Source organism: Umezawaea sp. NPDC059074, from assembly GCF_042738955.1.
Taxonomy (GTDB): Bacteria; Actinomycetota; Actinomycetes; order Mycobacteriales; family Pseudonocardiaceae; genus Umezawaea.
The window spans coordinates 16,786-42,281 of record NZ_JBHYHC010000020.1 but is presented as its reverse complement, the minus strand read 5'-3'; the positions used below and the strand labels follow the sequence as shown (position 1 = coordinate 42,281).

General features: G+C 69.0%; 30 protein-coding genes and 1 pseudogene. 11 read left to right on the top strand and 20 right to left on the bottom strand.

The features are described 5' to 3' along the window. Positions 1 to 53: 53 nt before the first annotated feature. The 5 genes from ACFWW9_RS12165 to ACFWW9_RS12145 form a co-directional block, all read right to left on the bottom strand. Positions 54 to 878, bottom strand: a complete 825-nt coding sequence (locus tag ACFWW9_RS12165) for an isocitrate lyase/phosphoenolpyruvate mutase family protein (RefSeq protein ID WP_390375087.1) — start codon at positions 876 to 878, stop codon at positions 54 to 56. 83 nt (positions 879 to 961) lie between these two features. After that, complete coding sequence (locus ACFWW9_RS12160) at positions 962 to 1,345, bottom strand: nuclear transport factor 2 family protein (RefSeq protein ID WP_390375084.1); 384 nt, start codon at positions 1,343 to 1,345, stop codon at positions 962 to 964. Positions 1,346 to 1,379: 34 nt separating this feature from the next. After that, positions 1,380 to 2,033, bottom strand: coding sequence for a nitroreductase family protein (locus ACFWW9_RS12155; RefSeq protein WP_390375081.1), 654 nt, complete (start codon positions 2,031 to 2,033; stop codon positions 1,380 to 1,382). A 29-nt stretch (positions 2,034 to 2,062) separates the two neighbouring features. Continuing rightward, entirely contained in the window at positions 2,063 to 2,695 is a 633-nt protein-coding gene (locus tag ACFWW9_RS12150; protein WP_390375078.1) for an alpha-ketoglutarate-dependent dioxygenase AlkB, read from the bottom strand. Positions 2,696 to 2,704: 9 nt separating this feature from the next. Beyond that, a complete protein-coding gene (locus ACFWW9_RS12145) occupies positions 2,705 to 2,923 on the bottom strand; it encodes a hypothetical protein (RefSeq protein WP_390375075.1) in 219 nt (72 codons plus the stop codon). 137 nt (positions 2,924 to 3,060) lie between these two features. Between ACFWW9_RS12145 and ACFWW9_RS12140 the strand changes: the two genes are divergently transcribed. Both ACFWW9_RS12140 and ACFWW9_RS12135 read left to right on the top strand, forming a co-directional pair. Beyond that, entirely contained in the window at positions 3,061 to 3,699 is a 639-nt protein-coding gene (locus tag ACFWW9_RS12140; RefSeq protein WP_390375072.1) for a TetR/AcrR family transcriptional regulator, read from the top strand. 241 nt (positions 3,700 to 3,940) lie between these two features. After that, on the top strand, positions 3,941 to 4,570 hold the full coding sequence (locus ACFWW9_RS12135) for a TetR/AcrR family transcriptional regulator (RefSeq protein WP_390375069.1): 630 nt from the start codon (positions 3,941 to 3,943) through the stop codon (positions 4,568 to 4,570). A 66-nt stretch (positions 4,571 to 4,636) separates the two neighbouring features. Here the strand turns inward: ACFWW9_RS12135 and ACFWW9_RS12130 are convergent, their stop codons facing one another. After that, positions 4,637 to 4,942: an MGMT family protein gene (locus ACFWW9_RS12130; RefSeq protein WP_390375066.1), complete on the bottom strand. Its 306-nt coding sequence runs from the start codon at positions 4,940 to 4,942 to the stop codon at positions 4,637 to 4,639. Between the two features lie 576 nt (positions 4,943 to 5,518). Between ACFWW9_RS12130 and ACFWW9_RS12125 the strand changes: the two genes are divergently transcribed. The 6 genes and pseudogenes from ACFWW9_RS12125 (at position 5,519) to ACFWW9_RS12100 (ending at position 9,598) form a co-directional block, all read left to right on the top strand. Beyond that, positions 5,519 to 6,373 carry a DUF1963 domain-containing protein gene (locus ACFWW9_RS12125; protein WP_390375063.1) on the top strand — a complete coding sequence of 285 codons (855 nt, stop codon included), beginning with the start codon at positions 5,519 to 5,521 and terminating at the stop codon, positions 6,371 to 6,373. 66 nt (positions 6,374 to 6,439) lie between these two features. Further along, positions 6,440 to 6,835, top strand: coding sequence for a GntR family transcriptional regulator (locus tag ACFWW9_RS12120; RefSeq protein WP_390375060.1), 396 nt, complete (start codon positions 6,440 to 6,442; stop codon positions 6,833 to 6,835). After that, a pseudogene (locus ACFWW9_RS12115) lies at positions 6,832 to 7,739 on the top strand (ABC transporter ATP-binding protein). The gene ACFWW9_RS12120 and the pseudogene ACFWW9_RS12115 overlap by 4 nt, the downstream one beginning before the upstream one ends. Continuing rightward, positions 7,727 to 8,425, top strand: a complete 699-nt coding sequence (locus ACFWW9_RS12110) for a hypothetical protein (RefSeq protein WP_390375058.1) — start codon at positions 7,727 to 7,729, stop codon at positions 8,423 to 8,425. The pseudogene ACFWW9_RS12115 and the gene ACFWW9_RS12110 overlap by 13 nt, the downstream one beginning before the upstream one ends. Positions 8,426 to 8,545: 120 nt before the next feature. Continuing rightward, a complete protein-coding gene (locus ACFWW9_RS12105) occupies positions 8,546 to 8,683 on the top strand; it encodes a hypothetical protein (protein ID WP_390375055.1) in 138 nt (45 codons plus the stop codon). Positions 8,684 to 8,776: 93 nt separating this feature from the next. Beyond that, entirely contained in the window at positions 8,777 to 9,598 is an 822-nt protein-coding gene (locus ACFWW9_RS12100; protein WP_390375052.1) for an alpha/beta fold hydrolase, read from the top strand. A gap of 202 nt (positions 9,599 to 9,800) precedes the next feature. Here the strand turns inward: ACFWW9_RS12100 and ACFWW9_RS12095 are convergent, their stop codons facing one another. The 12 genes from ACFWW9_RS12095 to kdpF form a co-directional block, all read right to left on the bottom strand. Continuing rightward, positions 9,801 to 9,968 carry a hypothetical protein gene (locus tag ACFWW9_RS12095; RefSeq protein ID WP_390375252.1) on the bottom strand — a complete coding sequence of 56 codons (168 nt, stop codon included), beginning with the start codon at positions 9,966 to 9,968 and terminating at the stop codon, positions 9,801 to 9,803. Continuing rightward, the gene (locus tag ACFWW9_RS12090; protein WP_390375048.1) at positions 9,935 to 10,234 is read right to left on the bottom strand and encodes an RNA polymerase sigma factor; all 300 of its coding nucleotides are present in this window, start codon (positions 10,232 to 10,234) and stop codon (positions 9,935 to 9,937) included. The genes ACFWW9_RS12095 and ACFWW9_RS12090 overlap by 34 nt, the downstream gene beginning before the upstream one ends. 626 nt (positions 10,235 to 10,860) lie before the next feature. After that, a complete protein-coding gene (locus ACFWW9_RS12085; protein WP_390375045.1) occupies positions 10,861 to 11,040 on the bottom strand; it encodes a hypothetical protein in 180 nt (59 codons plus the stop codon). A gap of 81 nt (positions 11,041 to 11,121) precedes the next feature. Beyond that, positions 11,122 to 11,268: a hypothetical protein gene (locus ACFWW9_RS12080; protein WP_390375042.1), complete on the bottom strand. Its 147-nt coding sequence runs from the start codon at positions 11,266 to 11,268 to the stop codon at positions 11,122 to 11,124. Positions 11,269 to 11,322: 54 nt separating this feature from the next. Continuing rightward, positions 11,323 to 14,385 carry an RHS repeat-associated core domain-containing protein gene (locus ACFWW9_RS12075; protein WP_390375039.1) on the bottom strand — a complete coding sequence of 1,021 codons (3,063 nt, stop codon included), beginning with the start codon at positions 14,383 to 14,385 and terminating at the stop codon, positions 11,323 to 11,325. Between the two features lie 179 nt (positions 14,386 to 14,564). Then, a complete protein-coding gene (locus tag ACFWW9_RS12070; protein WP_390375036.1) occupies positions 14,565 to 14,738 on the bottom strand; it encodes a hypothetical protein in 174 nt (57 codons plus the stop codon). Then, positions 14,723 to 15,802 carry a ricin-type beta-trefoil lectin domain protein gene (locus ACFWW9_RS12065; RefSeq protein ID WP_390375033.1) on the bottom strand — a complete coding sequence of 360 codons (1,080 nt, stop codon included), beginning with the start codon at positions 15,800 to 15,802 and terminating at the stop codon, positions 14,723 to 14,725. The genes ACFWW9_RS12070 and ACFWW9_RS12065 overlap by 16 nt, the downstream gene beginning before the upstream one ends. 177 nt (positions 15,803 to 15,979) lie before the next feature. Beyond that, on the bottom strand, positions 15,980 to 17,302 hold the full coding sequence (lysA, locus tag ACFWW9_RS12060) for a diaminopimelate decarboxylase (RefSeq protein ID WP_390375030.1): 1,323 nt from the start codon (positions 17,300 to 17,302) through the stop codon (positions 15,980 to 15,982). A gap of 140 nt (positions 17,303 to 17,442) precedes the next feature. Further along, entirely contained in the window at positions 17,443 to 18,051 is a 609-nt protein-coding gene (locus ACFWW9_RS12055; RefSeq protein WP_390375027.1) for a potassium-transporting ATPase subunit C, read from the bottom strand. A 3-nt stretch (positions 18,052 to 18,054) separates the two neighbouring features. Continuing rightward, positions 18,055 to 20,151 (bottom strand): potassium-transporting ATPase subunit KdpB, encoded by a 2,097-nt coding sequence (gene kdpB / locus ACFWW9_RS12050; protein WP_390375024.1) that lies wholly within the window; start codon positions 20,149 to 20,151, stop codon positions 18,055 to 18,057. Further along, positions 20,148 to 21,785 carry a potassium-transporting ATPase subunit KdpA gene (gene kdpA, locus ACFWW9_RS12045; RefSeq protein ID WP_390375021.1) on the bottom strand — a complete coding sequence of 546 codons (1,638 nt, stop codon included), beginning with the start codon at positions 21,783 to 21,785 and terminating at the stop codon, positions 20,148 to 20,150. Before kdpA ends, kdpB begins: the two co-directional genes overlap by 4 nt. After that, a complete protein-coding gene (gene kdpF / locus ACFWW9_RS12040) occupies positions 21,785 to 21,886 on the bottom strand; it encodes a K(+)-transporting ATPase subunit F (RefSeq protein ID WP_259620762.1) in 102 nt (33 codons plus the stop codon). The genes kdpA and kdpF overlap by 1 nt, the downstream gene beginning before the upstream one ends. 470 nt (positions 21,887 to 22,356) lie before the next feature. Here kdpF and ACFWW9_RS12035 point away from each other — a divergent pair, with 470 nt between their 5' ends. Next, positions 22,357 to 22,806, top strand: coding sequence for a hypothetical protein (locus ACFWW9_RS12035; RefSeq protein ID WP_390375018.1), 450 nt, complete (start codon positions 22,357 to 22,359; stop codon positions 22,804 to 22,806). Between the two features lie 49 nt (positions 22,807 to 22,855). Here the strand turns inward: ACFWW9_RS12035 and ACFWW9_RS12030 are convergent, their stop codons facing one another. Then, complete coding sequence (locus ACFWW9_RS12030; RefSeq protein WP_390375015.1) at positions 22,856 to 23,698, bottom strand: SDR family NAD(P)-dependent oxidoreductase; 843 nt, start codon at positions 23,696 to 23,698, stop codon at positions 22,856 to 22,858. Positions 23,699 to 23,794: 96 nt separating this feature from the next. Here ACFWW9_RS12030 and ACFWW9_RS12025 point away from each other — a divergent pair, with 96 nt between their 5' ends. Beyond that, on the top strand, positions 23,795 to 24,283 hold the full coding sequence (locus ACFWW9_RS12025) for a winged helix-turn-helix transcriptional regulator (RefSeq protein ID WP_390375012.1): 489 nt from the start codon (positions 23,795 to 23,797) through the stop codon (positions 24,281 to 24,283). Here ACFWW9_RS12025 and ACFWW9_RS12020 read toward each other — a convergent pair. Further along, positions 24,280 to 24,651 (bottom strand): winged helix-turn-helix transcriptional regulator, encoded by a 372-nt coding sequence (locus tag ACFWW9_RS12020; protein WP_390375009.1) that lies wholly within the window; start codon positions 24,649 to 24,651, stop codon positions 24,280 to 24,282. The two genes, ACFWW9_RS12025 and ACFWW9_RS12020, sit on opposite strands and share 4 nt — an antisense overlap. Positions 24,652 to 24,758: 107 nt before the next feature. Here ACFWW9_RS12020 and ACFWW9_RS12015 point away from each other — a divergent pair, with 107 nt between their 5' ends. Continuing rightward, positions 24,759 to 25,385: an NAD(P)-dependent oxidoreductase gene (locus ACFWW9_RS12015; protein WP_390375006.1), complete on the top strand. Its 627-nt coding sequence runs from the start codon at positions 24,759 to 24,761 to the stop codon at positions 25,383 to 25,385. The last annotated feature ends 111 nt before the right edge of the window (positions 25,386 to 25,496 follow it).

The window sequence follows — 25,496 nt, the reverse complement described above, 5'->3', positions numbered from 1 at the left end:
TGGATGGTGTCCTGAGCACCGAAGGGCGCAACCGCTTTGTCCTCTGCCGACAGCTATCGCGTGAGCAGCTTGCTCGCCTCGCGGAATCCGAACGTGTAGGGCAGGGCTTCCAGGTCGCCCGCGGCGAGCTTCCCGGCTGCCGTCCGCAGTGCGTCGAGAGCGTGCAGGTACGGATCGGATCCGAGGCTGATGCGCTTCACGCCCGCGTCCCGCAGCTCGGCGATGGTGACGGCGCGGTCGGCCGGGCGGATCAACACGCTGACCGGCTTGGGTGCGACGGCTCGCACGATCAGCTTGATGTCGTCGAGGGTGGGCGGGTACGGGGCGTACAGCACGTCTGCGCCCGCCTCGGCGAAAGCGGTCAGCCTGCGGATGGTGTCATCGATGTCGGGGCGTCCTTGGATGAAGTTGTCCGTGCGTCCGGTGAGGACGATGCGTCCCTTGGCCGCCTCGGCGGCGCGCCGGACGCGGGAGACGGCGTCGTCGAAATCACGGATCGGTCGCGCGGGGTCGCCGGAGGTGTCCTCGATCCCGATGCCTGACAGGCCCGCGACGATGGCGGCTTCGACGGTCGCGGCGACGTCGTCGGGGGTGTCGCCGTAACCGTCCTCGAAGTCCCCGTTGACGGGCAGGTTGCTGGCCCTCGTGAGCAGTCGACTGTGGGCGATGTGTTCGTCGCGGCTGACGGCGTGACTGCCGTCCAGCCGTCCGAGGGTGAAGGCGAACGCCGCGGACGAGGTCGCGACGGCCTCGAAACCGGCGTTGGCGAAGACGGCGGCGGACAGGCCGTCAAAAGCGTTCGGCATGATGAACGGCTTGTCCTGCGCGTGCAGCGCGGCGAAACGCTCGTACCGTTCGCGTGCTTGAGAGTCCGACATGAAAGAGTGTCCTTTCGGAACAGGAACAGCTCGACAAGTGGTTCGTGGTCTGCGGAGCCGACGCGCTGGACGTCGGACAGGGTTCAGACTCCCTGGGCGATGACGCTGGCCGCGACGCAGGTCCAGCCGCCGTCGCAGCGCCGGTACGTGTCGGTGTAGAGGGCTTCGCGATCGACGTTGTCGGCGACGGTCGTGTAGGTGACGCGGCCGTGGACGAGGGCGACGTCGCCGAAGACGCGGATGGTGACGTCGTGGGCGGTGAGGCCGGTGAAGGGTCGTGGTTGGGCGATCATGTCGAGGAACGCCGCGCGGTCGCGCGTCTTGAGGTCGGGTAGTTGGACGAGGAAGTCGGGCGCGAGCATCTGCTCGTAGCGGGCGACGTCGTTGAACTGGTCGGAGTGGATGTAGTCGGCGTTGAGCGCTTCGAGCACCGAGATGTCGACGGCGAGCTGAGTGGTCTGATCCATGAGTCCGGCGTTCCTTTGATTTTCCGAGGACAGGTCAGTCGACGAGGGTGAACAGTTCGTCGCGGCGCAGTCGGGACTTGGCGCCCGCGGCGGTGACAGTGGTGTCGCGGTAGCCCAGCGACAGGATCAGGGTCGTGGTGTAACCGGAGTCGCGGATGCCGAACTCGGTGTCCACGGAACGCGGGTTGAAGCCCTCCAGCGGAGCGGCGTCGACGCCCAACGAGGCCGCGGCCATCATCGTCATGCCGACGGCCAGGTAGGTCTGCTTCTCCATCCAGTGCTGGACGTCCTTGTTGTCGTAGCGGCGCTGGTCGACGAAGTCCCGGACCATCGCCTGCCAGCCCGCGTTGACGGCCGCGTCCGGGAACCGGCCGTCTTCTTCTTCGCGGGCGAAGCGACTGTCGAGGGTCTCGTCGGTGAGGTCGGTGAGGGTGCTGATGATCAGGACGTGCGAGGCGGTGAGGACCTTCTTGACGTTGCCTTCGAAGTCGATGCCGAGGTGATCGGCGAGGCGTTGCCGAGCTTCGGCGGTACGCAGCACCAGCGCGTGCCACGGCTGCACGCTCACCGAGCTCGGTGTCGACCGCAGGAACTCGAGGATCTGCTCGACGGTCTCGTCGGGGACCGTGCGGGACAGGTCGAACCTGCGCGCGAGGTGCCCTTCGGTGGTGAGCTTGATGAGATCCATGGCTTGTGCCTCCTGGTGAACGACGTGGATCAAGGGAGGATCGGGGCGAAGTTGACGCTGATCCGCGGCCCGGCGGGGGTGCTCTGCTTGGGAACGCTGTGGCGCCAGTCGCGTTGGGCGCGGCCGCCCATCACGACCAGGTCGCCGGACGCGAGGGTCAGCGAGACGCTCTTGCCGCCGTCGGCGGGCCTGATCAGGAACCGGCGGGTCGCACCGAGGCTCAGGACTGGAACGGTGCTGGTTTCCTGGACCTTGCCGATCAGGTCGCCGTGCCAGCCGGTCGAGTCGCGGTTGGTGCGGTAGAGGTTCATCCAGATCTTGCGGTACGGCACGCCGAACTGGTCGGACAGCGCGCCCGCGACGGTGTGCAGCAACTCCAGCGGGGCATCGGCGATGTCGGGGTATTCGGCGGTGTTGCGCGGTTCCTGGAAGCGACGACCGAACATCATGCGGTACCGCTGCTCCCACGGGGCTTCGTTGAGCAGTTGGTCGAACAGGTGTCCGCTGCCCTGCATCCAGCCCGGAACGTGGTCGACCCACGACGTGTCGTCCAGCTGGATGCGCCTGGTGGTGCCGAAAGCGGTGTCGACGGCGGGCTCCAGCTCGTCGAAGAGGTCGTGTTGCCCGGCGGGGTCGGGAGAGGCGGAAGTGTTCTGGTTCACGGCTTTCACTCATTTCCCTGCGGTGGCGGTCATGACGGGTGTCGAGGCTTGGCGGCCGCCGATCGGCCACGTTCCCCGCAGTTCTTGCAGGACGGCTTCCCGCTGGAACCACAGGCCGCCGAACGCTTGGCGCGTCTCCGGGGTCGACGCCTCCGTGCTCAGCGCGGCCATCTGCTCCTCGATCTTCCGCAGCCGCCCGTGGGCGCTGCTCCGGATGACCTCCGCCATGACGTTCCCCCATCATTTCTGGACCATTTAGACCAACTAGCGACTACTCAACACCGGCACGAGTGGGTTGTCAAGCCAAAATGGGCCCGGCCGCCCAATTGGGCCGCTGGGCCCATTTTCTTGCTAGAATGGCGGGCATGACGGCGAACCAGGCGATCGATCCGGACAGGCTGACCCCCAAGGGGCTGGCCACCAGGGCGCACATCCTGGAGCGGGCCGCCGAGCTGATCTACCGCAACGGCGTGCAGGGGACGAACAACGAGCAGCTCCGCCGGGCAGCCGAGGTCAGCGGCTCACAGCTCGGCCGCTACTTCCCGGACAAGGAGAGCCTGGTCTCGGCGGTGATCGACTGGCGGGCGAACCAGATCCTCGACCTGCACACCGACGGGCGGTTCGGCGACCTCGACAGCATCGCGGCCCTGCGCGACTGGGCCGCCTTCTACATCGCCTACGAGGGCGCGTACCGCGAAGGGTGCAGCCTCGGTTCCCTGGCGGGCGAGATCGTCAAAACCGACCTCGACGTCCACGCCCGACTCGCCGCCGGGTTCACGCGCTGGAAAGACCTCTTCCGAGCAGGCTTGGCCCGGATGCGCGACAGCGGCAGGCTGCGCGCCGACGCCGACCCGAGACAACTGGCCGAACTGCTGATGGCCGCCTTCCAAGGCGGCATGCTCCTGTCGCAAATCGAGCGGGACGCCACTCCCCTGCGCGATGCCCTGACCGCCGCCGTCGACCACATCGAAACGTTCGCCACCGAAGGCTCGCCGCCCACCTGACCGGGCCGACGCGCACGCCGATCCCCGCCTGGTCGACCACATCTACCGAGAGTTGCCACTCGATGTTCTTGCCTCGACCACCGACACCAACCCACATCCAAGACTGGACCATGTGGTCCTCAGATGGTCAACGTCGACGCTCTGTTCTCGCGCTGCGGAGTGAACCCATCGCGAGCACCGCTCGACTGCCAGACGATGGCGAGGCCCTGAAATGACCCCGACGGAGGGTAATCTCGGCACCGTGACCGACTCGCCGAAAGCCAGCGCGAAGACGCGTTTGACATCTCGCGGCGAGGCGACACGTGCGCGCATCCTCGACGCCGCGGCGAACCTGATGTACGTGAAGGGCGTGAACGCGACCACACTCGACGATGTGCGGGCGATCAGCAACACCAGCAAGTCCCAGCTCTACCAGCACTTCCCGGACAAGACGGCACTGGTGCGCGCGGTGGTCTCCCTCCGGTCGGAGCAGATCCTCGAACGCGAACAGCGATCGCTCCAGCGGCTGCGGTCCTTCCACGGTCTCGAGCGCTGGCGGGACGCGCTGGTGCAGAACAACGCCCTGCAAAAAGGCGCCTACGGGTGCGCCTTGGGCTCCATGGCCAGCGAACTGTCCGATCAGGACGAAGTCTCGCGCGTGACCTTGGCGACCTACTTCGCCGCCTGGGAGAAGCTCATCGCCGACGGCCTGGAGCGCATGCGGGACGCCGGGGACTTGAGCACCGCCGCCGACACCCGCAAACTCGCGACCGGCCTGATGGCAGCCCTGCAAGGCGGCTATCTGCTCGCCGAGGCGGCACACGACGTCACACCGATGAGGACCGCGCTGGACATGGCCCTCGACCACATCAAGTCGTTCCTGACAGCGTAAGGCGTCACGCAGGCTGCGAGCCGACTGAACCGCGCCCGGCGAACGGCCACGTGCACGAACTCGAGATCAGTCGGCGAGCCCGCCCTGGGGGTCCCATAGATATTCACGAAGATCCACCCGCTGACCAACCGAGATCACCCCTTCCGCGCGCAGCCGTTGAAGCTGCTCAGCCACGAGGTGCGGCGTCGGCGTCCCGTTGGACCGCAGAATCCGGTGCCACGGCAGATCGGATCCCTCTTCGGCCAGCAGCGCCCCGACCATGCGCGGGGACGGCGCGCCGACGAGCATCGCGATGTGCCCGTACGTGGACACCTTGCCGACCGGCACGTCGAGGATCGCTTCGCGGATCCGGTCGTAGAGCGCTGTGTCCATATCTGTTCCTTCGCTAGGTTTGATCAACTTGGTGGCCCGACTACATGTCAAAGCGAGAGCGCCGAGGGCCAGCCGCCGCACTCAACGTGGTTCGCCCGTTCAGCGCGAACTTGTCCTCAAGGGACTCATCGGGGTCCGGTAGGCCATGGCGGGTGATGATCGGCCGGATCCGACCAGTCTCCCGAAGCCAGGAGAAGAACACGTCCCAGTCACACCACGACTGGCGAGATGAGAGCGCTGCGGCGAGATCGGCGGACATGCTCGACGTGGGGTACCCCGAGCCAGCGCTCGTGCTCAACCACACTCAGGTCGACCGCGTTCCAGGATCCGTACATTGAAGCTCCTCACCCGATGGGACCATCGAACTTTGTGGACTATATCGTCCAGATATTCCCAACGCCATCCGGGTCAGGTAGGCAACCAAGGGACCATATAGTCCGCCAAGTTTCTGCCCAGGCAGACGCTGCCTCGTCGTCGCAGCGCGCCAAAAGCGGGCAAGAGACAAGCGAAAGGGCTTGCCACAAGACGTCTCGAACCAGCTGCGGTCGTGGATGACCTCCCCCTAGGATCTTCGCCATGATCTTCCAAGCCCCGGACCGGTTGGCCGCGTTTCACGACCAAGCGCTCGCCCGGGACATCCCCGCCGACGACGTGGAGCGGTGGCTGGTCACCGCCCGCCCCTGCGCGACGCTGGTGCGGAACGGGAACGGGCCGGTCGTGGGCAGGCTCGGCGGGCCGCTGCTGCTCCCCGCGGACATGCCGGACCCGGCTCACCCCTTCATCGCCTCCATCGACCTCGCCGCCCTGCCCACCGACGTGACGGACCTCCCGCTGCCCGCTGACGGACATCTGCTGCTGTTCGCCTACCCCGACGAGGACAGCGACGACGACAGCGACAACCTGGGCAGCGTGGTGCACGTCCCCGCAGGCGCGACGGTGGTGGAGAGGGAGAAGCGCGCCGGGCTCGACTACGACCCGTACAGAGAGACGACCAGGCACGTCCCGCAGGGCCCGCTCACGGCCGTGGCGGACGTGTCGCTGCCCTACCACCACCTGGCCACCTTCCCCGAAGAACCGGAGATCAGGCACCTCCCAGGACATCCTCGCGCCCAGGACCTCGTCGCCGCCTGGGATGCCAGCCGTCATGACGTCACCATCTGGGGATCGCTCCAGATCGGCGGCTACTCCAACCAGGCCGCCGTCGACGTCGACCCGGTCGCCGCCGCGGTGCCTGCCGCCTTGCGGGAGGTCGAGATGAGCCGGTGCGACTGGCCGGTCTCCAGCGACGTCGCGGACTGGGTGCTCCTCGCCGACTGGCACCTCGACATCACCGGCTTGGAGGGCGCCTCCGTCCACTGGTCGATCCAACGCGAGGACCTGGCCGAGCAGCACTTCGACCGCGCGATCACCACGATGTACTGGAACCCCTGACGCGCGAGCAAGTCGCCACCCTTTGCTGCTTTACTATGCTCCTAGTGAAGCAGCAAAGGGGCTACCGTGTTCGTCTTCCGGCTCGACACCCACTCCGGCGTGCCGCCTTACCTGCAACTCGTCCAGCAGGTCCGCCAAGCGGTGCTGCTGGGCTTCCTCCAGCCCGGCGACCGACTCCCGCTCATCCGCGAGGTGGTCGAGGACCTGGCGATCAACCCGAACACCGTCGCCAAGGCGTACCGGCAGATGGAGCAGGAGAACCTGGTCACCGGCAAGCCCGGCCAGGGCACGTTCGTCGACGAACAGCAGTCGGCCACGATGTCGCCATCTACGTACACGTCGCTGCACCGCGGCCTGGCGACCTGGTTGCGCCGCGCCTACTCCGCCGGCCTCGACGAGCAGGCGGTCACCGCGCTCTTCGCCTCCGTCCACCAGCAGGTGAAGAACGAGGACGTGGCGTGACGGCGGCCGAGTTCGCGCTGCGCACCGACGGTGTGGGCAAGCGGTACCGGAAGGGCTGGGCGCTGCGCGACTGCACCCTGGACCTGCCCGCGGGCGGCGTGATCGCCCTCGTCGGACCGAACGGCGCGGGCAAGACCACCCTGCTGCGCTTGGCCGTCGGGTTGCTGGCACCGAGCACCGGCACGGTGGAGGTCCTCGGCCACGACGTCACGGCCAGCACCCCGCACACCCTGTCCCGGATCGGGTTCCTGGCCCAGGACCACCCGCTGTACAAGCGCTTCACCGTCGCCGAGATGCTCCGCTTCGGCCGGGCCTGCAACGTGCGGTTCGACCAGGGACTGGCCGAGCGCAGGCTGGCGAAGCTGGGCACTCCGCTCGACCGCAGGGCCGGTGCGCTCTCCGGTGGGCAGCAGGCCCACGTCGCGTTGGCCGTGGCCTTGCGAAGCGGCCGGACCTGCTCGTGCTCGAAGAGCCGGTGGCCAGCCTGGACCCGCTGGCCCGGCACGAGTTCCTCCAGGTCCACATGGGCGCGGTGGCCGAAGGCGGGGTGACCGTCTTGTTCTCCTCCCACGTCGTGGACGAGCTGGAGCGCGTCTGCGACCACCTGGTCGTGCTCGACAACGGCCGCGTCACGCTCACCGGCGACATTGACACGCTCCTCGCCGAGCACCGGCTGCTCGTCGGCCCGCGCACGGCCGCCGACCTCGACCGGAGCGGCACCGTCGTGGAGGCCGTCCACAGCGATCGGCACACGACCCTGCTGGTGCGCGACGGCGCGATCCCGACCGCGCCGGGGTGGCAGGCCCGGCCGGTCGCGCTGGAGGACCTGGTGCTGGCCTACCTGCGCCGCCCGTCCGAGCCGAGCACCGAGGTCGCGTCGGAGGTGACGGCATGGCGTGGTTGATCTGGCGCCAGCACCGGACCGAGGTCTGCGTCCTGGGTCTGTTCGTCGGCTTGTTCGGCGTCGCCCTGCTCGTGCTCGGGTCCCAGGCTCACGACCTGTTCCCCGGCGGTCCCGCCCGGTGTGCGGGACAGGCCGGTGTCGACGAGGCGTGCGCGGCCTCCTCCCGCCGACTCGACGACGAGTACGGGTTCGTCGAGAACCTCTTGGCGGTCTTCTCCCTGGTCCCCGTAGTCATCGGCGCGCCGCTGCTCGCGCGTGAACTGGAGGACGGCACCTGGCAGCTCGCCTGGACGCGGGCCGTGCCGCGGATGCGCTGGCTGGTGGCCGAGCTCGCGGCACTGGCAGGTGTCACGGTCGTGCTCACCGGGACGTTCACCGCGGTGCTCACCTGGTTCCGCCTGCCGTTCGACGCGTGGGAAGGGCGGTTTCAGTACGACGCCTTCGACTTGGAGGGACTTGTCCCGGTGGCGTACGCGCTGTTCGCGTTCGGCGTCGCCACCGCGGCGGGGGCGATCCTGCGGCGCGGCCTGCCCGCGTTCGGGGCGTTCCTGGCCGTCCGGATGGTGGTGGCGCTGGTGGCCCGTCCCGCGGACGCCACGCCGCTCACCACCGTGGAGCCGATCCCCGTCGGGGGCTCGAAGGACCAAGTCGGGCACATCGCCGACTGGACGATCGACCGCGGCTAAACGGACGCCACCGGCCGCAGGCTGAGCGCGACCGAGTACTCCGAACTGGAGGGCGCCGCCAACGGGGCGGGCACCAACCTCAACCGGTTCCTGCACGCGCGAGGAGTCCAGCTGTTCGGGGTGTACCACCCGGCCGACCGGTTCTGGGCGTTTCAGCTCATCGAGGTGGCCTTGTTCGTCGCCGTCGCGGCGGTCCTGATCGGCGTGGTGGTGTGGCGGGTACGGCGCCGCATCATCTGGGAGGGCTTTGTCGGGTGAGGACAGCGCCAACCGGCACAATGCCCCGCATGACCGAGTTGGAACTGGTCCACCATGCCCGCTGACGCCTCTCGGGCTGTGTCGACGGAGTACGTGACCTCCCGCGACGGCACCCGCATCGGCTTCACCCGCTCCGGCAACGGCCCCGGACTCGTGCTCGTGCAAGGAGCCATGGCCGACCTGCACGCCTACGACACCCTGGCGACAGCCTTGTCGTCCTCGTTCACCGTCTACGCCGCGGACCGCAGAGGACGAGGCCTGAGCCCCAAACTGTTCGACTCACACCACACCATCACCCGCGACGTCGAGGACATCGACGCCATCCTCGCCGCGACCGGTGCCACCCGCGTGTTCGGACTCAGCTCCGGTGCCGTGATCACCCTGGAAGCCGCACGCACCCTCGACCGGATCAAGCGGATCGCGCTCTACGAACCGCCTTTCTACCCGGCCGGGATCTCCCACAGTGGCATCCAGCGGCTCAACTCGGAGATCGAACACGGCGACCTGGCCTCGGCGCTCCTGGATTCCCTCCTGGTAGCCGAAACCGCCCCCGCCCCGATCCGCCTGCTCCCCCGCTCACTCGCACGTCTGCTCGCCAGCGCCGTGATCGCGCTGGACCAACGGCGTTCCCGCCCCGGCTCGACGTTCCGCGACCTGCTGCCCGGTGTGCGCTACGACTTCCACGACGTTGCCACAGTGGACGGTGCTATGAGCACCTTCGCGGCGGTGACCATGCCGGTCCTCCTCCTCAGCGGCACCGCAAGCCCCGCCTTCCTGCTGGACGCCACCCGCAAGCTCCGCGCCCTGCTCCCCGACACCCGGCACGTCGTCATCGACGGAGCGGGCCACGACGGCCCGTGGAACACCGGCAACCCGCACGCGGTCGCCACCGCCCTGAAAACCTTCTTCGCCTGAACCGACAGCACCACCGATCCACGTGGTGCTAGTGATCACGCCGACGCACGGCCAGGTAGTCGCGCAGCCGTGCGTGCCGGAACTGGTAGCCCCCCGGCCTGCCTGAGCACACCGCGCTGGTGGGAGTCGTCCAGGAACGTCATCACCGTCCAGGGCAGGTGGCCGGTCAGCGGGAGCCACAGCCGGGCGAGGAGCCAGGGGTCTAGACGGTGACGAACAGCATCCAGATCAGCAGTCTCAGCGCGGCCATGGTCAGGAAGCCGAGCAGCCAGAGCCCGCCGTGGAACACGGTCTCGAACGGCACGCCGAACGCGGACTCGAACGCGAGGAGCAGCATCAGCCAGAACACCGCCGACCCGCCGACGCCCACCACGAGCCCCTGTCGCAGTGCGGCGCGTCGGTCGGTGCGCAGCAGTTCCAGTCGACCACTCGGCTCTCGTGGCTGTCGGGCTCGCGACCCACCGCGACACGCGCGTACGCCTCACGTTCTCGCCTGCGACCGCGCAGGTGAGTGTGCAGGAGGTTGGTCGCGATGCCGAACAACCACGCTCGTGCCGAACCGCGCGAGGAGTCGAAGCGCGCACGGCTGCGGATCGCCGAGACGAACACGTCCGCCACCAAGTCGCCAGCCGCCATCGGTGCTCATCTGGCCAGATAGCGGCAACTCGTCCGCGCGGCGGGTGAACAGAACTGTGAAGTCCTCCCCTGCCAAGGTCTCCACGACATCGGAGCTCTCGTCATCCGGGGGTGGGACTCCGTCCCGCGAACTACTGTTGATCACGGTCATCACACCGGTGCGTAGCCGCAGGGTGCTTCCACGTTCACGCGCGTCGGACGACCAGCGTGCCGAAGGCGATCGAGGTCGGCGGCGCGAACGGCAGTATTTCGCACGGGTCGTTTCGCATGCCTGATGAGGTGAGGGTCCACAGGGGCCCGATGTCAGGTTTGCGTGGACTTGGCAGGCTCCGCATCGGGAGCAATGGGCGAGCCAGCACTCAGCAGGATGAGCCCCTGGGAACTCTCAGGCTTCCCGGCGGGGCTGGTAAGCGTCAGGAGCCGACCTGGAACTTCCTGGATGTCGAAGGAGGGGGACAACCGCGAGCAGGTGAGCGCGGGGGTAGCGCCGCAACCAGCCCCGCACTGCTGCGACAGCGATCGCGCTCATGATCGGACTGTCGGTCTGCGCCTCCGTCACCGTGCCGATCGCGTCGCTCTCGGCGAAGATCGAGGAAACCGCGAAGGCCTGGAGTTCTTCCTGCGCTTCAGCGCTTGCGCGTGCTCAGTCCGAGCACCGTAGCGGCGATGATCGCGGCGATCGCAACCGAACCGATCGCCGAGGTGCTCACCGCGAACCCGCCGGCACGCACACTGGGCAATACGAACGCGAACACTGCCAGTACCAGCAATGCGATGCTCGCGATAGTGGCGATCCTCTTGTTCACAGCGCTCTCTTCTCACGGTCGGTGAGACCCGGAGGTCGTGCCCCGCCGACTGATGTGCGACGGGGCACGGCCTTCTGGTGGTCAGACCTGGTTGCGCGGGTTCCTCATCACCAGGTAGACCGCGCCGGCTGCTACCACCGCGACGATCACGTAGATCCATGGGCGGCTCAGCCCCAGCCACTGCGTGACGGCCGCGACGAGGAACCCGAGCAGCACCAGTGCGATCACGATCAGAAATTGCGATTTGTTCCTACGCAAGCGGATTCTCCGTTCGTGAGGTCATCATCCGAAGATCACCAAGCCCGCGCCGGCACCCAGCCCGAGTGCCCCACCGTAGAAAGCGCCTACCGCAGCGCCCGCCAGGCAGGTTCCGGCGGTGATGACGGCACAACCGACGATGCCCCCGACCACGCCGGCGATCGCGATGACGTCCGCCACGGTCCCCAGATCGGACTTGAACTCATCGACGCTGTAGGCGCCGGTGGGATCGCTGTTGTTGATCGGGTCGCCTTGGGCGTAGTTGTAGGAGTTGGTCTCCTGGCCGGTCGGGTCTGGTGAGCGGAAACGGGCCAGGCCCGCGTCGTAGATCCGGTAGCCCATCAGGTAGGTGCGGCGCTGCAATTGGTACGCGCCGACGTAGCGGAACGGGTTGGACGCCGCGGCCGTGCCGGTCGCGGTGACGCTGCCGTAGGGGGTGTAGCCGTACTCCGCGGCCAGGTTGCCCCCCATGTCCACCAGGGCGAGCACGGTGCCCTGATAGTCGGTGATCGCGCCGTAGCGGCCGCCTGCGGTGTCCTTCAGGCCGACCAGCAAGCCCTTGGTGTCGCGGGTGAAGCTGGAACGCTTGCCGTTGTCCACAACCTCCGATACCCCGAACACGGTGCGGGTGAACACGTGCGTCACCGCGGTGCCCCCGTCGGGGGTCTCGGTGACTGTGTTGAGCTGGGTCTGGTCGACCGTGTCGTAGGACGTGAAGTCCAGGACCTTGGTGCCACCGAGGCTTCCGCTCAGGACCTGGTTGGTCTTGCTGTAGGTGAACGAACTGTCGGGGTTGGTGGTGGAGGCGTAGTTGCCCGCGCCGTCGAACGCCACAGCGGTGTCGTTGATCTTCGTGTACTGGTCGGCCGCGTTGACCTGGTACGTGCGTCCCTCGGCCGCGGTCAGGTTCGAGGCGTTGTCGAGGGTGTAGCCGTCGTTGCCCACCTTCGACATCCGGCCCAGGCCGTCGTAGGTGTAGGCGGTGGTGACGCCCTTGATCGTCTTGGACTGGAGCTTGTCGGTGTCCGCGCCGTTGGGCTTGGTGAAGCGGTAGGCGGCCTTGAGCAGGTCACCGCCGCCGGGCTTGGTCACCGTGATCGAGGTCTGCCGTCCGGCGTTGTCGTAGCCGGTGGTCTGCACCGCGCCGCCGGGGAACGTCGTCGTGGTGCGCCGGTCGGCGTTGTCGTAGCCGAATCCGGTGGTGCCGCTGTAGGCGTCGGCCAACGAGGTCAGCCGGTCGGCGTTGTCGTAGGTGTAGGTGGCGGTGCCGGTCGGGGTGAGCAGGGTCTTGACGTTGCCGACCTTGTCGTAGGTGTAGGACACGGACTCCGTGCCGCGGGTGACCTTGGTCGGCTGGTTGCGGGGGTCGTAGGCCAACGTCCTGGTGGCGGTGGAGGTCTGGGTTCCGGTGAGGTTGCCGTTGGCGTCGAAGGTGTTGGCCTGCAACACGGTCGCGCCTTGCTTGACCGACACCACGCGGTCGACCTTGTCGTAGCCGTAGTCGACCTTGACACCGTTGCCGTCGGTCACGCTGGTGACCCGCGAGAGCGAGTCGTAAGTGTACGACGTCGGCTTCGCCGGGGCGGGCGGGGTCACCTTGGTCAGGTTGCCCGCGCTGTCGTAGTCGTAGCTGGTGACAGCGCCCTTGGCATCGGTGCGCGACCGGACCAGGCCGTTGGTGTGGTTGAAGTTCCACAGGTCGGCGTTCAGCGCCGTCGAGCGGATCTTGGTGGTGTTGCCGTTGCTGTCGTACTCACTGGTGATCTGGTTCCCCGACGGGTCCGTCACCTGGGTGGGCAGATGCGGGTGCGTGGAGTCGGTGTAGCCCACGACGTTCTTGGCCCCGGTCGCCAGCTGGGTGCCGATGAGGTTGTTGAGCGGGTCGTAGGTGTACGTGGTGGAGTTCGTGAGGGCGTTGGTGGCGGTGTTGACGTCGCTGTTGGCCGTCCACGTCCGCGACTGGGCGTGGCCGAGCGCGTCGGTCGCCTTGACCTGCCTGCCCTGGTCGTCGAACTCGTGCACGGCGGCGTGACCGTTGGCGTCGGTGACGGTGGTCTTGCGCGCGTCGACGTCGTAGGCGTACGCCGTGGTCGCGGTGCCGCCGGTGATCGGCTGGGTCAACGACGTGACGCGCTCGTCCGTGTAACCCACCGTGTACGTGCCGCCGCGGGCGTCGGTGATCGAGGTGAGCAGGCCGTCGGAGTCGTAGCCGACCGACACGGCCTTGCCGTCGCGGTCGCTGAACCGGGTGAGCCTGCCGTCGGTGTAGGTGTAGCCGCCGAAGGAGAACCCGGAGGGGTCGGTGATGGCGGTGACCTTGCCGTCGCTGGTGGCGAACGCGGTGGCCCGGCCCTGGGAGTCGACCAGGGAGGCGATGTCGCCGTCGGAGGTGTAGCGGACGGTGTTGGTGTGGCCGTTGCGGTCGGACTGGCTGATCAGCCAGCCGCTCGCGGAGAACTGCCAGGTCTCCTGGGAGTCGTGGAAGGCCAGGTTGTACTTGCCGCCTTCGACCTTCTGCAGGGTCGCCCCGACACCGGGCGCGTCGGTGTAGCCGCCGCTGCCGTTCTCCGGGTATTGCACGCAGTAGCCGTTGGGACCGCGCAGTTCCACGCTGCCGTTCCAGATCCGCAGGCCGACCGCGGGGCCGGAGTTGAGCTGCCAGTTCCCGAAGGAGTTGGTCGCCCAGTCCTGGCTGTTGTAGACGTGGTCCACCGACAGGTTCAGGCCGGTGCCCTTGAGGGTGAGGTCGCGGGCGACGACCATGACGTTGCCGTTGGAGAGGTTGACCGCCAGTTCCAGGCGGTCGCTGATCTGGTGGCGTTCCATCGGGTACGACGGGAGCGCGCCGGGGCGGTCCCACGTCGTGCACGTCACCGACGCGGGTGCGAGGTCGCTCTTGGTCTTGGGCTGCCACGCCGTGGCGGGCGGTTCGCCACCGGTGGGCGTCCGGTTGACCTGGTCCGAAGGAGTCCAGGTCGGTGGTGATGTCACCGCGCCGGACGGTGTGGGCTGGGCGGTCGCGCCCGCACTGGGCAGTCCGCTGCTCACCAGCGTCAGGGCCACTACGCCGCTGACTGAGCGCAGCACGAATCCACGTAAAATTTCTTTTCTCACAAGGAACTTCCCCCCTTGAAAACCGAACACCCCCCGGCATTCGATCCGCTGACCACTCGGTGGTGCCAGCGGACCCGACGCTAACGATCACGCCCACGAGTCGCATCTTGGCACCGGAAGACCACCCGAACGCACTAGTGGGGTTGATGGCGTCAGGTCGCGAGTGAGGCCGGTCGCATGCCGAGGTCGGTGGTCCGCTGCTTCCAGGCACGGTCGAGCAGGGTCGCCTCGCGGGACTCGAAGTACTTGAGGATCGCGGACTTGGTGAGGTGGCTGCGGCGGCTCGGCTCGTCGAGGGGGATCCTGCTGGTCAGCGCACACTCCACCGCTGGTTCGGTTGACCGCTGCACGACCAGAGGATCAGCTTCGTGCCGTTGGCTGTTCCGTGGCCGGAGGCGTCCATGCACAGGGTTGTCGCCGCGTTGGTGATCGAGCCGTCGGAGTTCACGTTCCACTGCTGGTTGGGTTGGCCGTTGCAGTCCCGGACGACTACCGGCGTGCCGTTGCCGGAGGCGTCGAGGCACTTGCCGCCGGAGGTCAACTGCTTGCCGGAGGTGTAGGTCCACGACTGGTTGGACTGGCCGCCGCAATCCCACAGTTGGACCTGCGTGCCGTTGGTGCTCCCGGTGGGCACGTCCACGCAGCGGCCCGACTCCGTGCCGACGATCTGCTTGCCGGACGGAACTGTGGGGTCGCCGATCGAGCCCGCGACCGACCGCAGCGCCGAGTACCAGGTGGCGGCCATCTTGTCGTAGCCGGTGGCCGTGGGGTGGATGCCGTCGACGAGGTCTCCGGTGCCGAGTGCGGAGTGCAGGTCGACCAGGTGGACCCGTTTGCCCGCGTTCGCCTTGCCCTGCACGATGCCGGGGATCGAGGCGTTGAACGTGCGCGCGGCGGACTCCTGCCCGGAGTTGGCGAGGGGGATGATCGTCGCGACGAACACCTCCGCGTTCGGGACCGTCGCCGTGATGGTGTCGACCAGGGTGGACAGCCTTCCCGGCGCGCCGCCGACGTTGAAGTTCTGGAGGATGTCGTTGGTGCCGATGTGCAGCAACACGGTGCGCGGGGTGGTGCTGCGCAGCCAGCCGGCGACGTTGGCGTTGACCTGGTCGATGCGCCAGCCGGGATGCCCCTCGTGGTCGTGGTCGCCCAGCGACGACGGGCCGTTGAACTGCGACCCCACGAAGTCCACCCGGTAACCGGCGCTCGCGGTCCGCTGCCACAGCCCGATCCGGTACCCGCCGGGGACCTGGGTCCCCTCGGTGATCGAGTCGCCCAACGGCATCACGCGCACGCCGCCGTTCGACTCGGCGACGGCGGACCCGGTCGCCGACACCACCCCGGCGACCAGGGCCGCGACAGCGATCATCGACCTCACGAATGCCCGCATCGTTGCCCCTCCGCGTTCGACGGACGATGGGCCAACGCTCACCACCGACCCTTTCGGGCACAGTGCCGCACGAGAATCGGCTAAAGCAACCGCCTTGCGCTTTAGCTCGGGTCAGGTCGTCATCCTCGTCGAGTCGATCACCGAAGGAAGACCATCCGCCAGGAGCACGGCAGCGGACTAGCCGACGTCGCGGCGGAGCAGGTCTTCCTCGGTTTCGCCGCGGACGAGCACGGTGGACGTGCCGTTGTGCAGGCCGATCAGGGGTGGGCGGCACACCTGGTTGTAGTTGGACGCCAGTAAGTGGTGGTAGGCGCCGGTGCACGGGACGGCCAGCAGGTCGCCCGCGTGGATGTCGGCGGGTAGCGGGACGTCCGAAGCGACTACGTCGCCTGCTTCGCAGTGCCTGCCAACCACCGTCATCGGGGTGCGGCGGGCGGGTGAGGTGCGGCCGATCAGGCGGACCGAGTAGCGCGCGCCGTACAGCGACGGGCGTGGGTTGTCGCTCAGGCCGCCGTCGACAGCTACGAAGGTTGTGGGGCCGCGCTTGACGGTGACGACGCGGTACACGGTCACGCCTGCCGTGGCGACGATCGAGCGGCCGGGTTCGATGATCAGTTTGGGCACGGGGACGCCGTGGGACTGGCATTCGTAGTGGAGGGCCACGCGGAGGCGGGTGGCGTAGCCGGCGAGGTCGAAGGGGTCGTCCTCGGGGAGGTACGGGACGGCGAAGCCGCCGCCCAGGTCCAGTTCGTGGATGGTGACGTCGGGGTGGAGTTCGGCGATCAGGTCGACCATGCGGCGGGCGGCGAGTTCGAAGCTCGCGACCCGGCGCACCTGGGAGCCGATGTGGCAGTGCAGGCCGGTCAGTTCCAGGTTGGGGTGGGACAGGACGCGGCGGACGGCGTCCGACGCCGCACCCGTGGCCAGGGAGAAGCCGAACTTCTGGTCGTCGGTGCCGGTGGTGATCGCTCGGTGGGTGTGGGCGTCCACGCCGGGCGTGACGCGGATCAGCACGCGTTGTCGGGAACGGGCCAGTGCGGCGAGTTGGTCGATCTCGTCTAGGGAGTCCACGACGATGCGGACGTCGCCGTAGGCGAGTGCGGCCTTGAGGTCATCGGGGGTCTTGGCGTTGCCGTGCACCAGGATTCGTGACGCTGGGAAGTTCACCGAGCGAGCGACGGCGAGTTCGCCCGCGGAGCAGACGTCGAGCGACAGGCCCTCCTCGGCGATCCAGCGGAGCACCGCGCGGCAGCTCAGCGCCTTGCCCGCGTAGGTGACCTCGGCCTCCGGCAGCGCCGCGCGGAACGCTCGGCAGCGGGCGCGCACGGTGGTCTCGTCGAGGACCGTGACCGGGGTGCCGAAGGTGGCGGCCACGGACGCGAGTCGGACGCCTGCGACGTGGAGGTCGTCGTCCTGCGTGGTGGTGTCGGGCCAGAGGTGTGCGGGCACCTTGTCGGCCAGGGAGACGGCGAGGGTGGGGAGGATGTCTGCGAGGGTCACGGTGTCCATTCCACTGCCTGCCAACGGTTTCGTGGCGATTCTGGACGCGCCCCTGACACGGTGGCGGGGAATTCTGACGCTTTCCTGACACGGCAAGAGGACCCGTGCGGGAGCCGCACGGGTCCTCAAGCGACACGTCGCTACTTCGCGGCCTGCACCGCCAGGTTCAGCGGGAGGACGTCGACGGCCGGGTCGCCGAGCACGCCCAGGCCCCGCCCGGTGGTGTTCTCCGCGATCAGTTCACGGATCCGGTCGGCGGGCAGGCCGGTCACCCGTGCCACGCGGGCCACCTGCAAGTCGGCGTAGGCGGGGCTGATCTGCGGGTCCAGTCCGGACGCCGAGGCGGTCACGGCGTCGGCGGGGACCTGGTCGGGTGTGACGCCTTCCCGTTGGGCGATCAGGGTTCGGCGTTCGGCGATCACGGCGTCGTAGTCGGTGTTCACCGCGGACTTGTTGCTGCCCAACGAGGTCGCCGGGTCGCCGGGGCCCAGCGGGTCCGACGACAGCGCGGAGGGCCGGTTGTGGAACCACGGGTCGTTCGCCGGGTCGGCCGCGACCGGGTCGACGCCGATCAGCGAGGACCCGACCGCTTGGCCGTTCCGCGTGATGACCGAGCCTTCGGCGTGGGCCTCCAGGCCGGGGATCCGGCCGATCCCCCACACCGCGAGCGGGTAGAGGACGCCGGTGATCACGGTCAGCACCAGCAGGATGCGCAATCCGGCCAGGGATTGCTTGACGAGGTTGTTCACGGTTTACCCGATTCCAGGGACGAGTCGGACGAGCAGGTCGATCAGCCAGATCCCGGCGAACGGCGTCACGACGCCGCCGAGGCCGTAGACCAGCAGGTTGCGCCGCAGCAGCGCGGAGGCGCTGGACGGCCGGTACCGGACTCCCCGCAGCGCCAACGGGATCAGCACCACGATGATCAGCGCGTTGAAGATCACCGCGGACAGGATCGCCGACTGCGGGGTGGCCAGGTGCATGATGTTGAGCTTGTCGAGCTGCGGGTAGATCCCGGCGAACATGGCGGGCAGGATCGCGAAGTACTTCGCGAGGTCGTTGGCCACGCTGAACGTCGTCAGCGCGCCGCGGGTGATCAGCAGCTGCTTGCCGATCTCGACGATCTCGATCAGCTTGGTCGGGTCCGAGTCCAGGTCGACCATGTTGCCCGCCTCCTTGGCGGCGGACGTGCCGGTGTTCATCGCGACGCCGACGTCGGACTGCGCCAGCGCGGGGGCGTCGTTGGTGCCGTCGCCGGTCATCGCGACCAGCTTGCCGCCCTCCTGCTCCCGGCGGATCAGCGCCATCTTGTCCTCGGGCTTGGCCTCGGCGAGGAAGTCGTCGACCCCGGCCTCGTCGGCGATGGCCTTGGCGGTCAACGGGTTGTCGCCCGTCACCATCACGGTCTTGATGCCCATCGCCCGCAGTTCGGCGAACCGCTCCTTCATGCCCGGCTTCACCACGTCGGACAGCCGGATCACGCCGCGCACCACCGCGACACCGTCGCGTTCCTCGGCGACCACCAGCGGGGTGCCGCCCTGCTCGCTGATCTCGTCGACGACGGGCCCGACCTCGCCGGAGACCTCGCCGCCCTGCTCCAGCACCCACGCCCGCACCGCGGCGGCCGCGCCCTTGCGCACCCGCAGGCCGTCGAGGTCGATGCCGCTCATCCGGGTGTTCGCGGAGAACTCGACGAACTCGCCGGTCTTCTCGTGGTCGGTCGCCTCGGCCGACAGCCCGTGCAGTTCGCCGCAGAGTTCGACGATGCTGCGTCCTTCGGGCGTGCCGTCGGCCAGGCTCGACAGCCGGACCACCTCGGCGAGCCGCTCGGGCGTGGTGCCGCCGACGGGCACGAAGTCGGTCGCGCGCCGGTTGCCGAAGGTGATGGTGCCGGTCTTGTCCAGCAGCAGCGTGTCGATGTCGCCCGCGGCCTCCACGGCCTTGCCGGAGGTGGCCAGGACGTTGCGCTGCACCAGGCGGTCCATGCCCGCGATGCCGATCGCGGACAGCAGCGCGCCGATCGTGGTCGGGATCAGGCAGACCAGCAGCGCGGTCAGCACGATCACCGACTGGGCGCTGCCCGAGTAGGCGGCCATCGGCTGGAGCGCCACGACGGCGAGCAGGAAGATGATCGTCAACGTCGACAGCAGGATCGTCAACGCGATCTCGTTCGGCGTCTTCTGCCGCTCCGCGCCCTCGACCAGCGCGATCATCCGGTCCACGAACGACTCGCCGGGCTTGGTGCTGATCTTGACCACGACCCGGTCCGACAGCACGGTCGTGCCGCCGGTGACGGCGCACCGGTCGCCGCCGGACTCGCGGATCACCGGCGCGGACTCACCCGTGATCGCCGACTCGTCGACGGTCGCGATACCCTCGACCACGTCGCCGTCGCCGGGGATCACCTCACCCGCCTCGACCACGACCAGGTCACCGATGCGGAGGTCGGTGCCGGGCACCACCTCCTCGCGGCCGTCCTCCCCGAGCCGCCGGGCGACGGTGTCCTTCTTGCTTTTGCGCAACGACTCCGCCTGCGCCTTGCCGCGCCCTTCGGCGACGGCTTCGGCGAGGTTGGCGAACAGCACGGTGAACCACAGCCAGGCCGCGACGCCGATGGAGAACCCGCTGGGGTCGCCGACGGCGAACACCGTGACGAGCACGGACCCGACCCAGACGACGAACATGACGGGGTTGCGGAGCTGGTGGCGCGGGTCGAACTTGCGCAGCGCGTCCGGGAAGGAGGTGAGCAGCTGCCGGGGGTTGAACACTCCCCCGCCGACCTGACGTCCCGGCACGGGCGGGTGAACGTCCTGGGGAGTCCGCTGTGGACGGTGGGCGGTGGTGGTCACAGCAGTGCCTCCGCGATGGGACCGAGTGCGAGAGCGGGAACGAACGTGAGCGCGGCGACCAGCACGACGCTGCCGCCGAGCAGCGTGGCGAACAACGGTCCGGTGGTGGGCAGGGTGCCCGCGGTCTCCGGGACCTTCTTCTGCGCGGCGAGCGAGCCGGCGAGGCAGAGGACGGCGACGATCGGGACGAACCGGCCCAGCAGCATGCAGACGCCGAGCGAGGACTGGAACCAGTCGTTGGTGACCGTGATCCCGGCGAACGCGCTGCCGTTGTTGTTCGACGCGGACGCGTAGGCGTAGAGGACCTCGGAGAACCCGTGCGCGCCGGGGTTGTTGAGCGCGCCGCTGGTGCCCGGCAGCATCAGCGCGACGCCGACGCCGAGCAGCAGCACGGTCGGCATCGCCAGGATCGACACCGCCGCGGCGGTCACCTCGCGCTTGCCGAGCTTCTTGCCCAGGTACTCCGGCGTGCGACCGACCATCAGGCCTGCCAGGAACATCGCGATGATCGCCATGACCAGGATGCTGTACAGGCCGGTGCCGACGCCGCCGGGCGTCATCTCGCCGAACAGCATGTTCAGCAGCGTTCCGCCGCCGCCGAGTCCGCTGTAGCTGTCGTGCGCGGAGTTCACCGCGCCGGTGGACGTGCCCGTGGTCGAGTCGGCGAACAACGTCGATCCGGCGACGCCGAAGCGGGTCTCCTTGCCCTCCATGGGGCGCAGGCCGTGGGCCTCGGCCCACCAGATCACCGCGAGCATCCCCGACCACAGCGTGCCCATCACGCCGAGCAGCACGTACCCCTGCTTGGGGTTGCCGACCAGCGTGCCGAACGTGCGGGTCAGCGACACGGGGATCACCAGCAGCAGGAAGATCTCCAGCAGGTTCGCCCACGCGTTCGGGTTCTCGAACGGATGCGCCGAGTTGGCGTTGAAGATGCCACCGCCGTTGGTGCCCAGCAGCTTGATGGACTCCTGGCTGGCCGCCGGGGCCAGCGCGATGGTGTGCGACACGCCGTCCGGGCCGACCACCGTGACACCCTGGCGCAGGCTCATCACCACGCCGAGTCCGATGAGGACGATCGCGGACACGAACGCCATCGGCAGCAGGATCCGCAGCGTGCCGCGGACCAGGTCGACCCAGAAGTTGCCGAGCCGGTCGGTCTTGGACCGGATGAACCCGCGCACCAACGCGACGGCCACGGCCAGGCCGACGGCGGCGGACACGAAGTTCTGCACGGTCAGGCCGACCATCTGCACCGCGTGGCCCATGACGACCTCGGGCACGTAGGACTGCCAGTTCGTGTTCGACACGAAGCTGGCGGCGTTGTTGAACGCCATGCCCGGCGCGACCGCGCCGCGACCGAAGTCGAACGGCAGCAGCGGTTGCAGGCGTTGCAGCAGGTAGAGGAAGACCACGGAGACAAACGAGAAGCCCAGGACCCCTTGGGCGTAGGTGCCCCAGCGCTGTTCGGAGTCGGGGTTTACCCGCACGAAGCGGTAGAGGGCGGTCTCCACGCGGCTGTGCTTGGCCGAACTGAACACGCGGGCCATGTAGTCGCCGAGGGGGCGGTAGACCACCGCCAGCGCCGCGAAGAGGAGACCTACCTGGAGCAGGCCTGCCAAAGTCGATGACATCAGAACTTCTCCGGCCTGATCAGCGCGACGAACAGGTACACGATCAACAGCAGGGCGAGCACGCCGCCCACGGCGTTCGCCAGAACCCCGGTGCCGCTCACAACCGCTCCAGACCGCGCAACGTCAGCGCCAGCAGCGCGAAGACACCGATCAGCAGCAAGGCGTAGGCCAGGTCGGCCATCTGCGTTGCTCCTTCCCCACATGGGCTCAAGGCCACCCCGACGGCGACCGCGACAGGGATGAGCGTGCGCCGCGAAGTCAGCCGTTCGGCGGTCCCTGACGTGTCCTTGACACCCGCGACCGGGGGTTTTACGCGATCCTGACGCCGTGGTGACAGCGGTCGCAGCCCGTCACCCGATCCAGGCGCGTGAGGTCGGCGAACCGGCTACGCGGGGTAGCGCGCGAGCAGCGGGTTCAAGGTCGCTCGCAAGATCGGCGAAGGACCGGCGGGGCACGGTGGGCGGCGCACCGGGCACGGAGGGGTTGCCCGGTCGCGACTCCACCAGACCCTCGGCGACGGGGGGAGCCGTCGCCGCCGACCAGTTCCCGCGATCCAGGAGAACTCGACACCATGGCACGAATCCGAACCCTGCTCGGCCTGCTCACGGCGGCCGCCGCGCTGATGGTCACCGTCGTCCCGGCCGCGTCCGCGCACACCCAGGCCGAGGCGATCCTCAACGGCTGCGGCTCCGGTTTCCACCTCGTCACCGACGGCACGCGCGCCATCACGACCGGCGGCTCGACCTGGGGGTACGTCCACCTCACCTACAACAGCGCGACCGGCGCGAACTGCGTGGTCACCCGCAAGACCGCCTACCACGGCACCCCGTCGCGGGTGAGCGTGGAACTGGTCGTGCAGAACGACGCCTCGTACTACCGCGCCGACCTCGACGCGGAGCACTGGGAGTCCGTGACCCACAACGCGGCGGGCCGGTGCGTGATGTACTCCGGCTGGGTGTGGAACCCGGCGGGCACGGTCATCGCCTACGGCGGCCGCCAGTCCTGGGGCAACTGCGGCTGACCCCGACACGAGCGGACCCGTCCCGCCGTCGCGGGCGGGTCCGTTCAGGTCACGCGCCGACCGGGAAGTCCGCGCCGCGGGACACGGCCTCGTGCGCGCGGACCTCGGCGAGGGTCTCCTCCAGCGCCGACACGACCCGGTCGTACCCAGCCCCGCCGAGCACCAGCCGCCGGGGCGGGTGGGCGGAGTTCACCGCCGCCACCACGGCTTCCGCGCCGCGCCGGGGGTCGCCGGGCTGGTTGCCGTGCTGCTCGACCATGGTGGCGTTGACCGCCTCCAGCAGCGGCCGGTAGTCCTCGACGGCCTCGGTCACGGGCTCGTGGGCGAACCCGGCGTAGGCGCTGGTGCGGAACGCGCCCGGCTCCACGGTCAGCACGTTGATCCCCAGGGGCTCGACCTCGGCGCGCAGGACCTCCGTCAGGCCCTCGACCGCGAACTTCGCCGCCGAGTACGACCCGAAGCCCGGCACCCCTGCCAGGCCCGCGACCGACGACATGGTGACGATCCACCCGTCGCCGCGGGCGCGCATACCGGGCAGGACCGCGCGGGTCACGTCCAGCACAGCGAAGAAGTTCAGCTCGAACGAGTCGCGCAGGGCCTTGTCGTCCATGCCCTCGACCGAGCCGACCCAGCCGCGTCCGGCGTTGTTGACCAGCACGTCGATGCCGCCGAAGTGGGCTTCCGCGGTGGCCACGGCCTCGCGCACCCGGTCGCCGTCGGTGACGTCCAGCGGCAGGACGAGCACGCGGTCGCCGTGGCGCTCGGCCCACTCCCCCAGCGGCTCGGTCCGGCGGGCCGTGAGCACCACCCGGCCGCCGTCGCGCAGCGCGGCGTCCGCGAAGGCCGCGCCGAAGCCGCCGGGGGTGCCTCCGGTGATGAACCAGGTCTTCATGTCCGTCCCCTCGTCGAGTGACTTCGTTCTTAGCAGTCACCGTAACCGGGGTGACTGCTAAAGTCGAACCGACTTCGGAGGAAGGGACGGCGACCAGTGGTCAGCAAGATCCGGCTGGAAGACCGCGAGTGCCCGCTGTCGACGGCGCTGGGCTACGTCGGCGAGTGGTGGACGCTGCTGCTCCTGCACGACTGCTTCGACGGCTACCGCCGCTTCGACCAGTTCCAGGACAACCTGAAGATCTCCACCAGCATCCTCACCAGCAGGCTGAAGACGCTGGTGGCCAACGGAGTGCTGGAGAAGCGGCCGTACCAGACCAATCCGGTGCGGCACGAGTACGTGCTCACCGACCTCGGCCGGTCGCTGCGCCCGGTCGTGGTCGCGCTCGCCGCGTGGGGCAACTCCCGGCTCGACCCGGCCGACCGCAGCATGATCCTGGTCAACGCCGAGACGGGTGAGGAGGCCGAGCCGGTCCTGGTCGACCGCGCCACCGGCCGCCGCGTCGACGGCGACGACTACGTGTTCGCCGCGGGCCCGGCCGCGAGCCCGGCGTTCCGCGACCGCTACCCGGACTCGGCGGGCTAGGAGGCCGTGCGGTCCAGGTACGCCTGCCGCGCTCGGATCAGCTCGGTCAGGTGCGCGGCCGTCCACGCGCAGGTCGTCTCCATCACCCCGAGCAGGGACCGCCCGAGGTCGGTGATCTCGTACTCGACGCGCGGCGGGATCTCCGGGTAGGCGTGCCGCTCGACGAACCCGTCGCGCTCGGCCGCCCGCAGGGACTCGGTCAGCACCTTCGGCGTGATCCCCCGCAGCGGGACCTGGAGTTCGGAGAAGCGCCGCCTGCCGTCCTTGAGGCAGACCAGGATCCGCGCGGTCCACTTGTCGCCGATGCGGACCGGTCCCAGGACGTCGCCGCAGTCGTCGAACATCGCCGGGTCGAGCGGCTCACTCATGTCCCCGAGGGTACTCACTACCGTTGCGGGAACTGGGGTACGGCCCTCTAGCGTCCGCTCCGGCGGCCGGTGGCGAGCACCGGCCCTGGCGAACGGGAGCTGCTGGGGTGAGCAGGATCGTGGTGTTCGGCGCGGGCGGCAAGGCGGGTCGACGGGCCGTCGCGGAAGCGGTGTCGCGCGGGCACGAGGTGACGGCGGTGGTGCGGGATCCCGCCGCGCACGCGGGGCTCGGCGGGACCGTGGTGGCGGGTGACGTGACGGACGCGGCGAGCGTGGCGGCGGTGGCGCGCGGCCACGACGCCGTGGTGCAGGCCGCTTACCAGGCTGGTGCGCCCGACTTCTTCGGGGACGCGGCGAAGGCGCTGCTGGCCGGACTCGCGGAGGCGGGCGTCGGCCGTTTGGTGGCGGTGGGGATCGGCACGACGCTGGAGGTCGCGCCGGGCGTGCCGCTGCACGACACGGAGGGCTTCCCGGCGGACGGCCGGGCGTTCTCCCTCGGCCACGCGGCCCAACTGGAGGTCTTGCGCGCCGGTGGGACCGAGGTCGACTGGGTGGTGCTCGCGCCGCCGCCCGTGGTGCTCGACGCGGAGGCCGAGCGCACCGGCGCGTACCGGTCCGGGGGCGTGGCCGTGCTGGAGGGCGCGGACGCGTTCTCCTACGCCGACCTCGCCGTGGCGCTGATCGACGAGGTCGAGCACCCGGAGCACCACCGGGCGCTGGTCGCCATCGCGTGACGGCCGGGTTTCCGCCGCTGTGTCCCGACAGGGCGGCGGAAACCCGCCGGATGCCCCTTGACCCACCCCTGCTTGTTCGGGTCCGATGATTCTGCGCCGCCTTCTGATCAG

Excerpts from the sequence above, each read along its gene's own strand:
- ACFWW9_RS12165 (WP_390375087.1), bottom strand. The coding sequence starts at position 878 with ATGTCGGACTCTCAAGCACGCGAACGGTACGAGCGTTTCGCCGCGCTG.
- ACFWW9_RS12160 (WP_390375084.1), bottom strand. The coding sequence starts at position 1,345 with ATGGATCAGACCACTCAGCTCGCCGTCGACATCTCGGTGCTCGAAGCG.
- ACFWW9_RS12155 (WP_390375081.1), bottom strand. The coding sequence starts at position 2,033 with ATGGATCTCATCAAGCTCACCACCGAAGGGCACCTCGCGCGCAGGTTC.
- ACFWW9_RS12145 (WP_390375075.1), bottom strand. The coding sequence starts at position 2,923 with ATGGCGGAGGTCATCCGGAGCAGCGCCCACGGGCGGCTGCGGAAGATC.
- ACFWW9_RS12140 (WP_390375072.1), top strand. The coding sequence starts at position 3,061 with ATGACGGCGAACCAGGCGATCGATCCGGACAGGCTGACCCCCAAGGGG.
- ACFWW9_RS12130 (WP_390375066.1), bottom strand. The coding sequence starts at position 4,942 with ATGGACACAGCGCTCTACGACCGGATCCGCGAAGCGATCCTCGACGTG.
- ACFWW9_RS12125 (WP_390375063.1), top strand. The coding sequence starts at position 5,519 with ATGATCTTCCAAGCCCCGGACCGGTTGGCCGCGTTTCACGACCAAGCG.
- ACFWW9_RS12110 (WP_390375058.1), top strand. The coding sequence starts at position 7,727 with ATGGCGTGGTTGATCTGGCGCCAGCACCGGACCGAGGTCTGCGTCCTG.
- ACFWW9_RS12090 (WP_390375048.1), bottom strand. The coding sequence starts at position 10,234 with ATGGCGGCTGGCGACTTGGTGGCGGACGTGTTCGTCTCGGCGATCCGC.
- ACFWW9_RS12065 (WP_390375033.1), bottom strand. The coding sequence starts at position 15,802 with ATGCGGGCATTCGTGAGGTCGATGATCGCTGTCGCGGCCCTGGTCGCC.
- kdpA (WP_390375021.1), bottom strand. The coding sequence starts at position 21,785 with ATGTCATCGACTTTGGCAGGCCTGCTCCAGGTAGGTCTCCTCTTCGCG.
- ACFWW9_RS12035 (WP_390375018.1), top strand. The coding sequence starts at position 22,357 with ATGGCACGAATCCGAACCCTGCTCGGCCTGCTCACGGCGGCCGCCGCG.
- ACFWW9_RS12030 (WP_390375015.1), bottom strand. The coding sequence starts at position 23,698 with ATGAAGACCTGGTTCATCACCGGAGGCACCCCCGGCGGCTTCGGCGCG.
- ACFWW9_RS12020 (WP_390375009.1), bottom strand. The coding sequence starts at position 24,651 with ATGAGTGAGCCGCTCGACCCGGCGATGTTCGACGACTGCGGCGACGTC.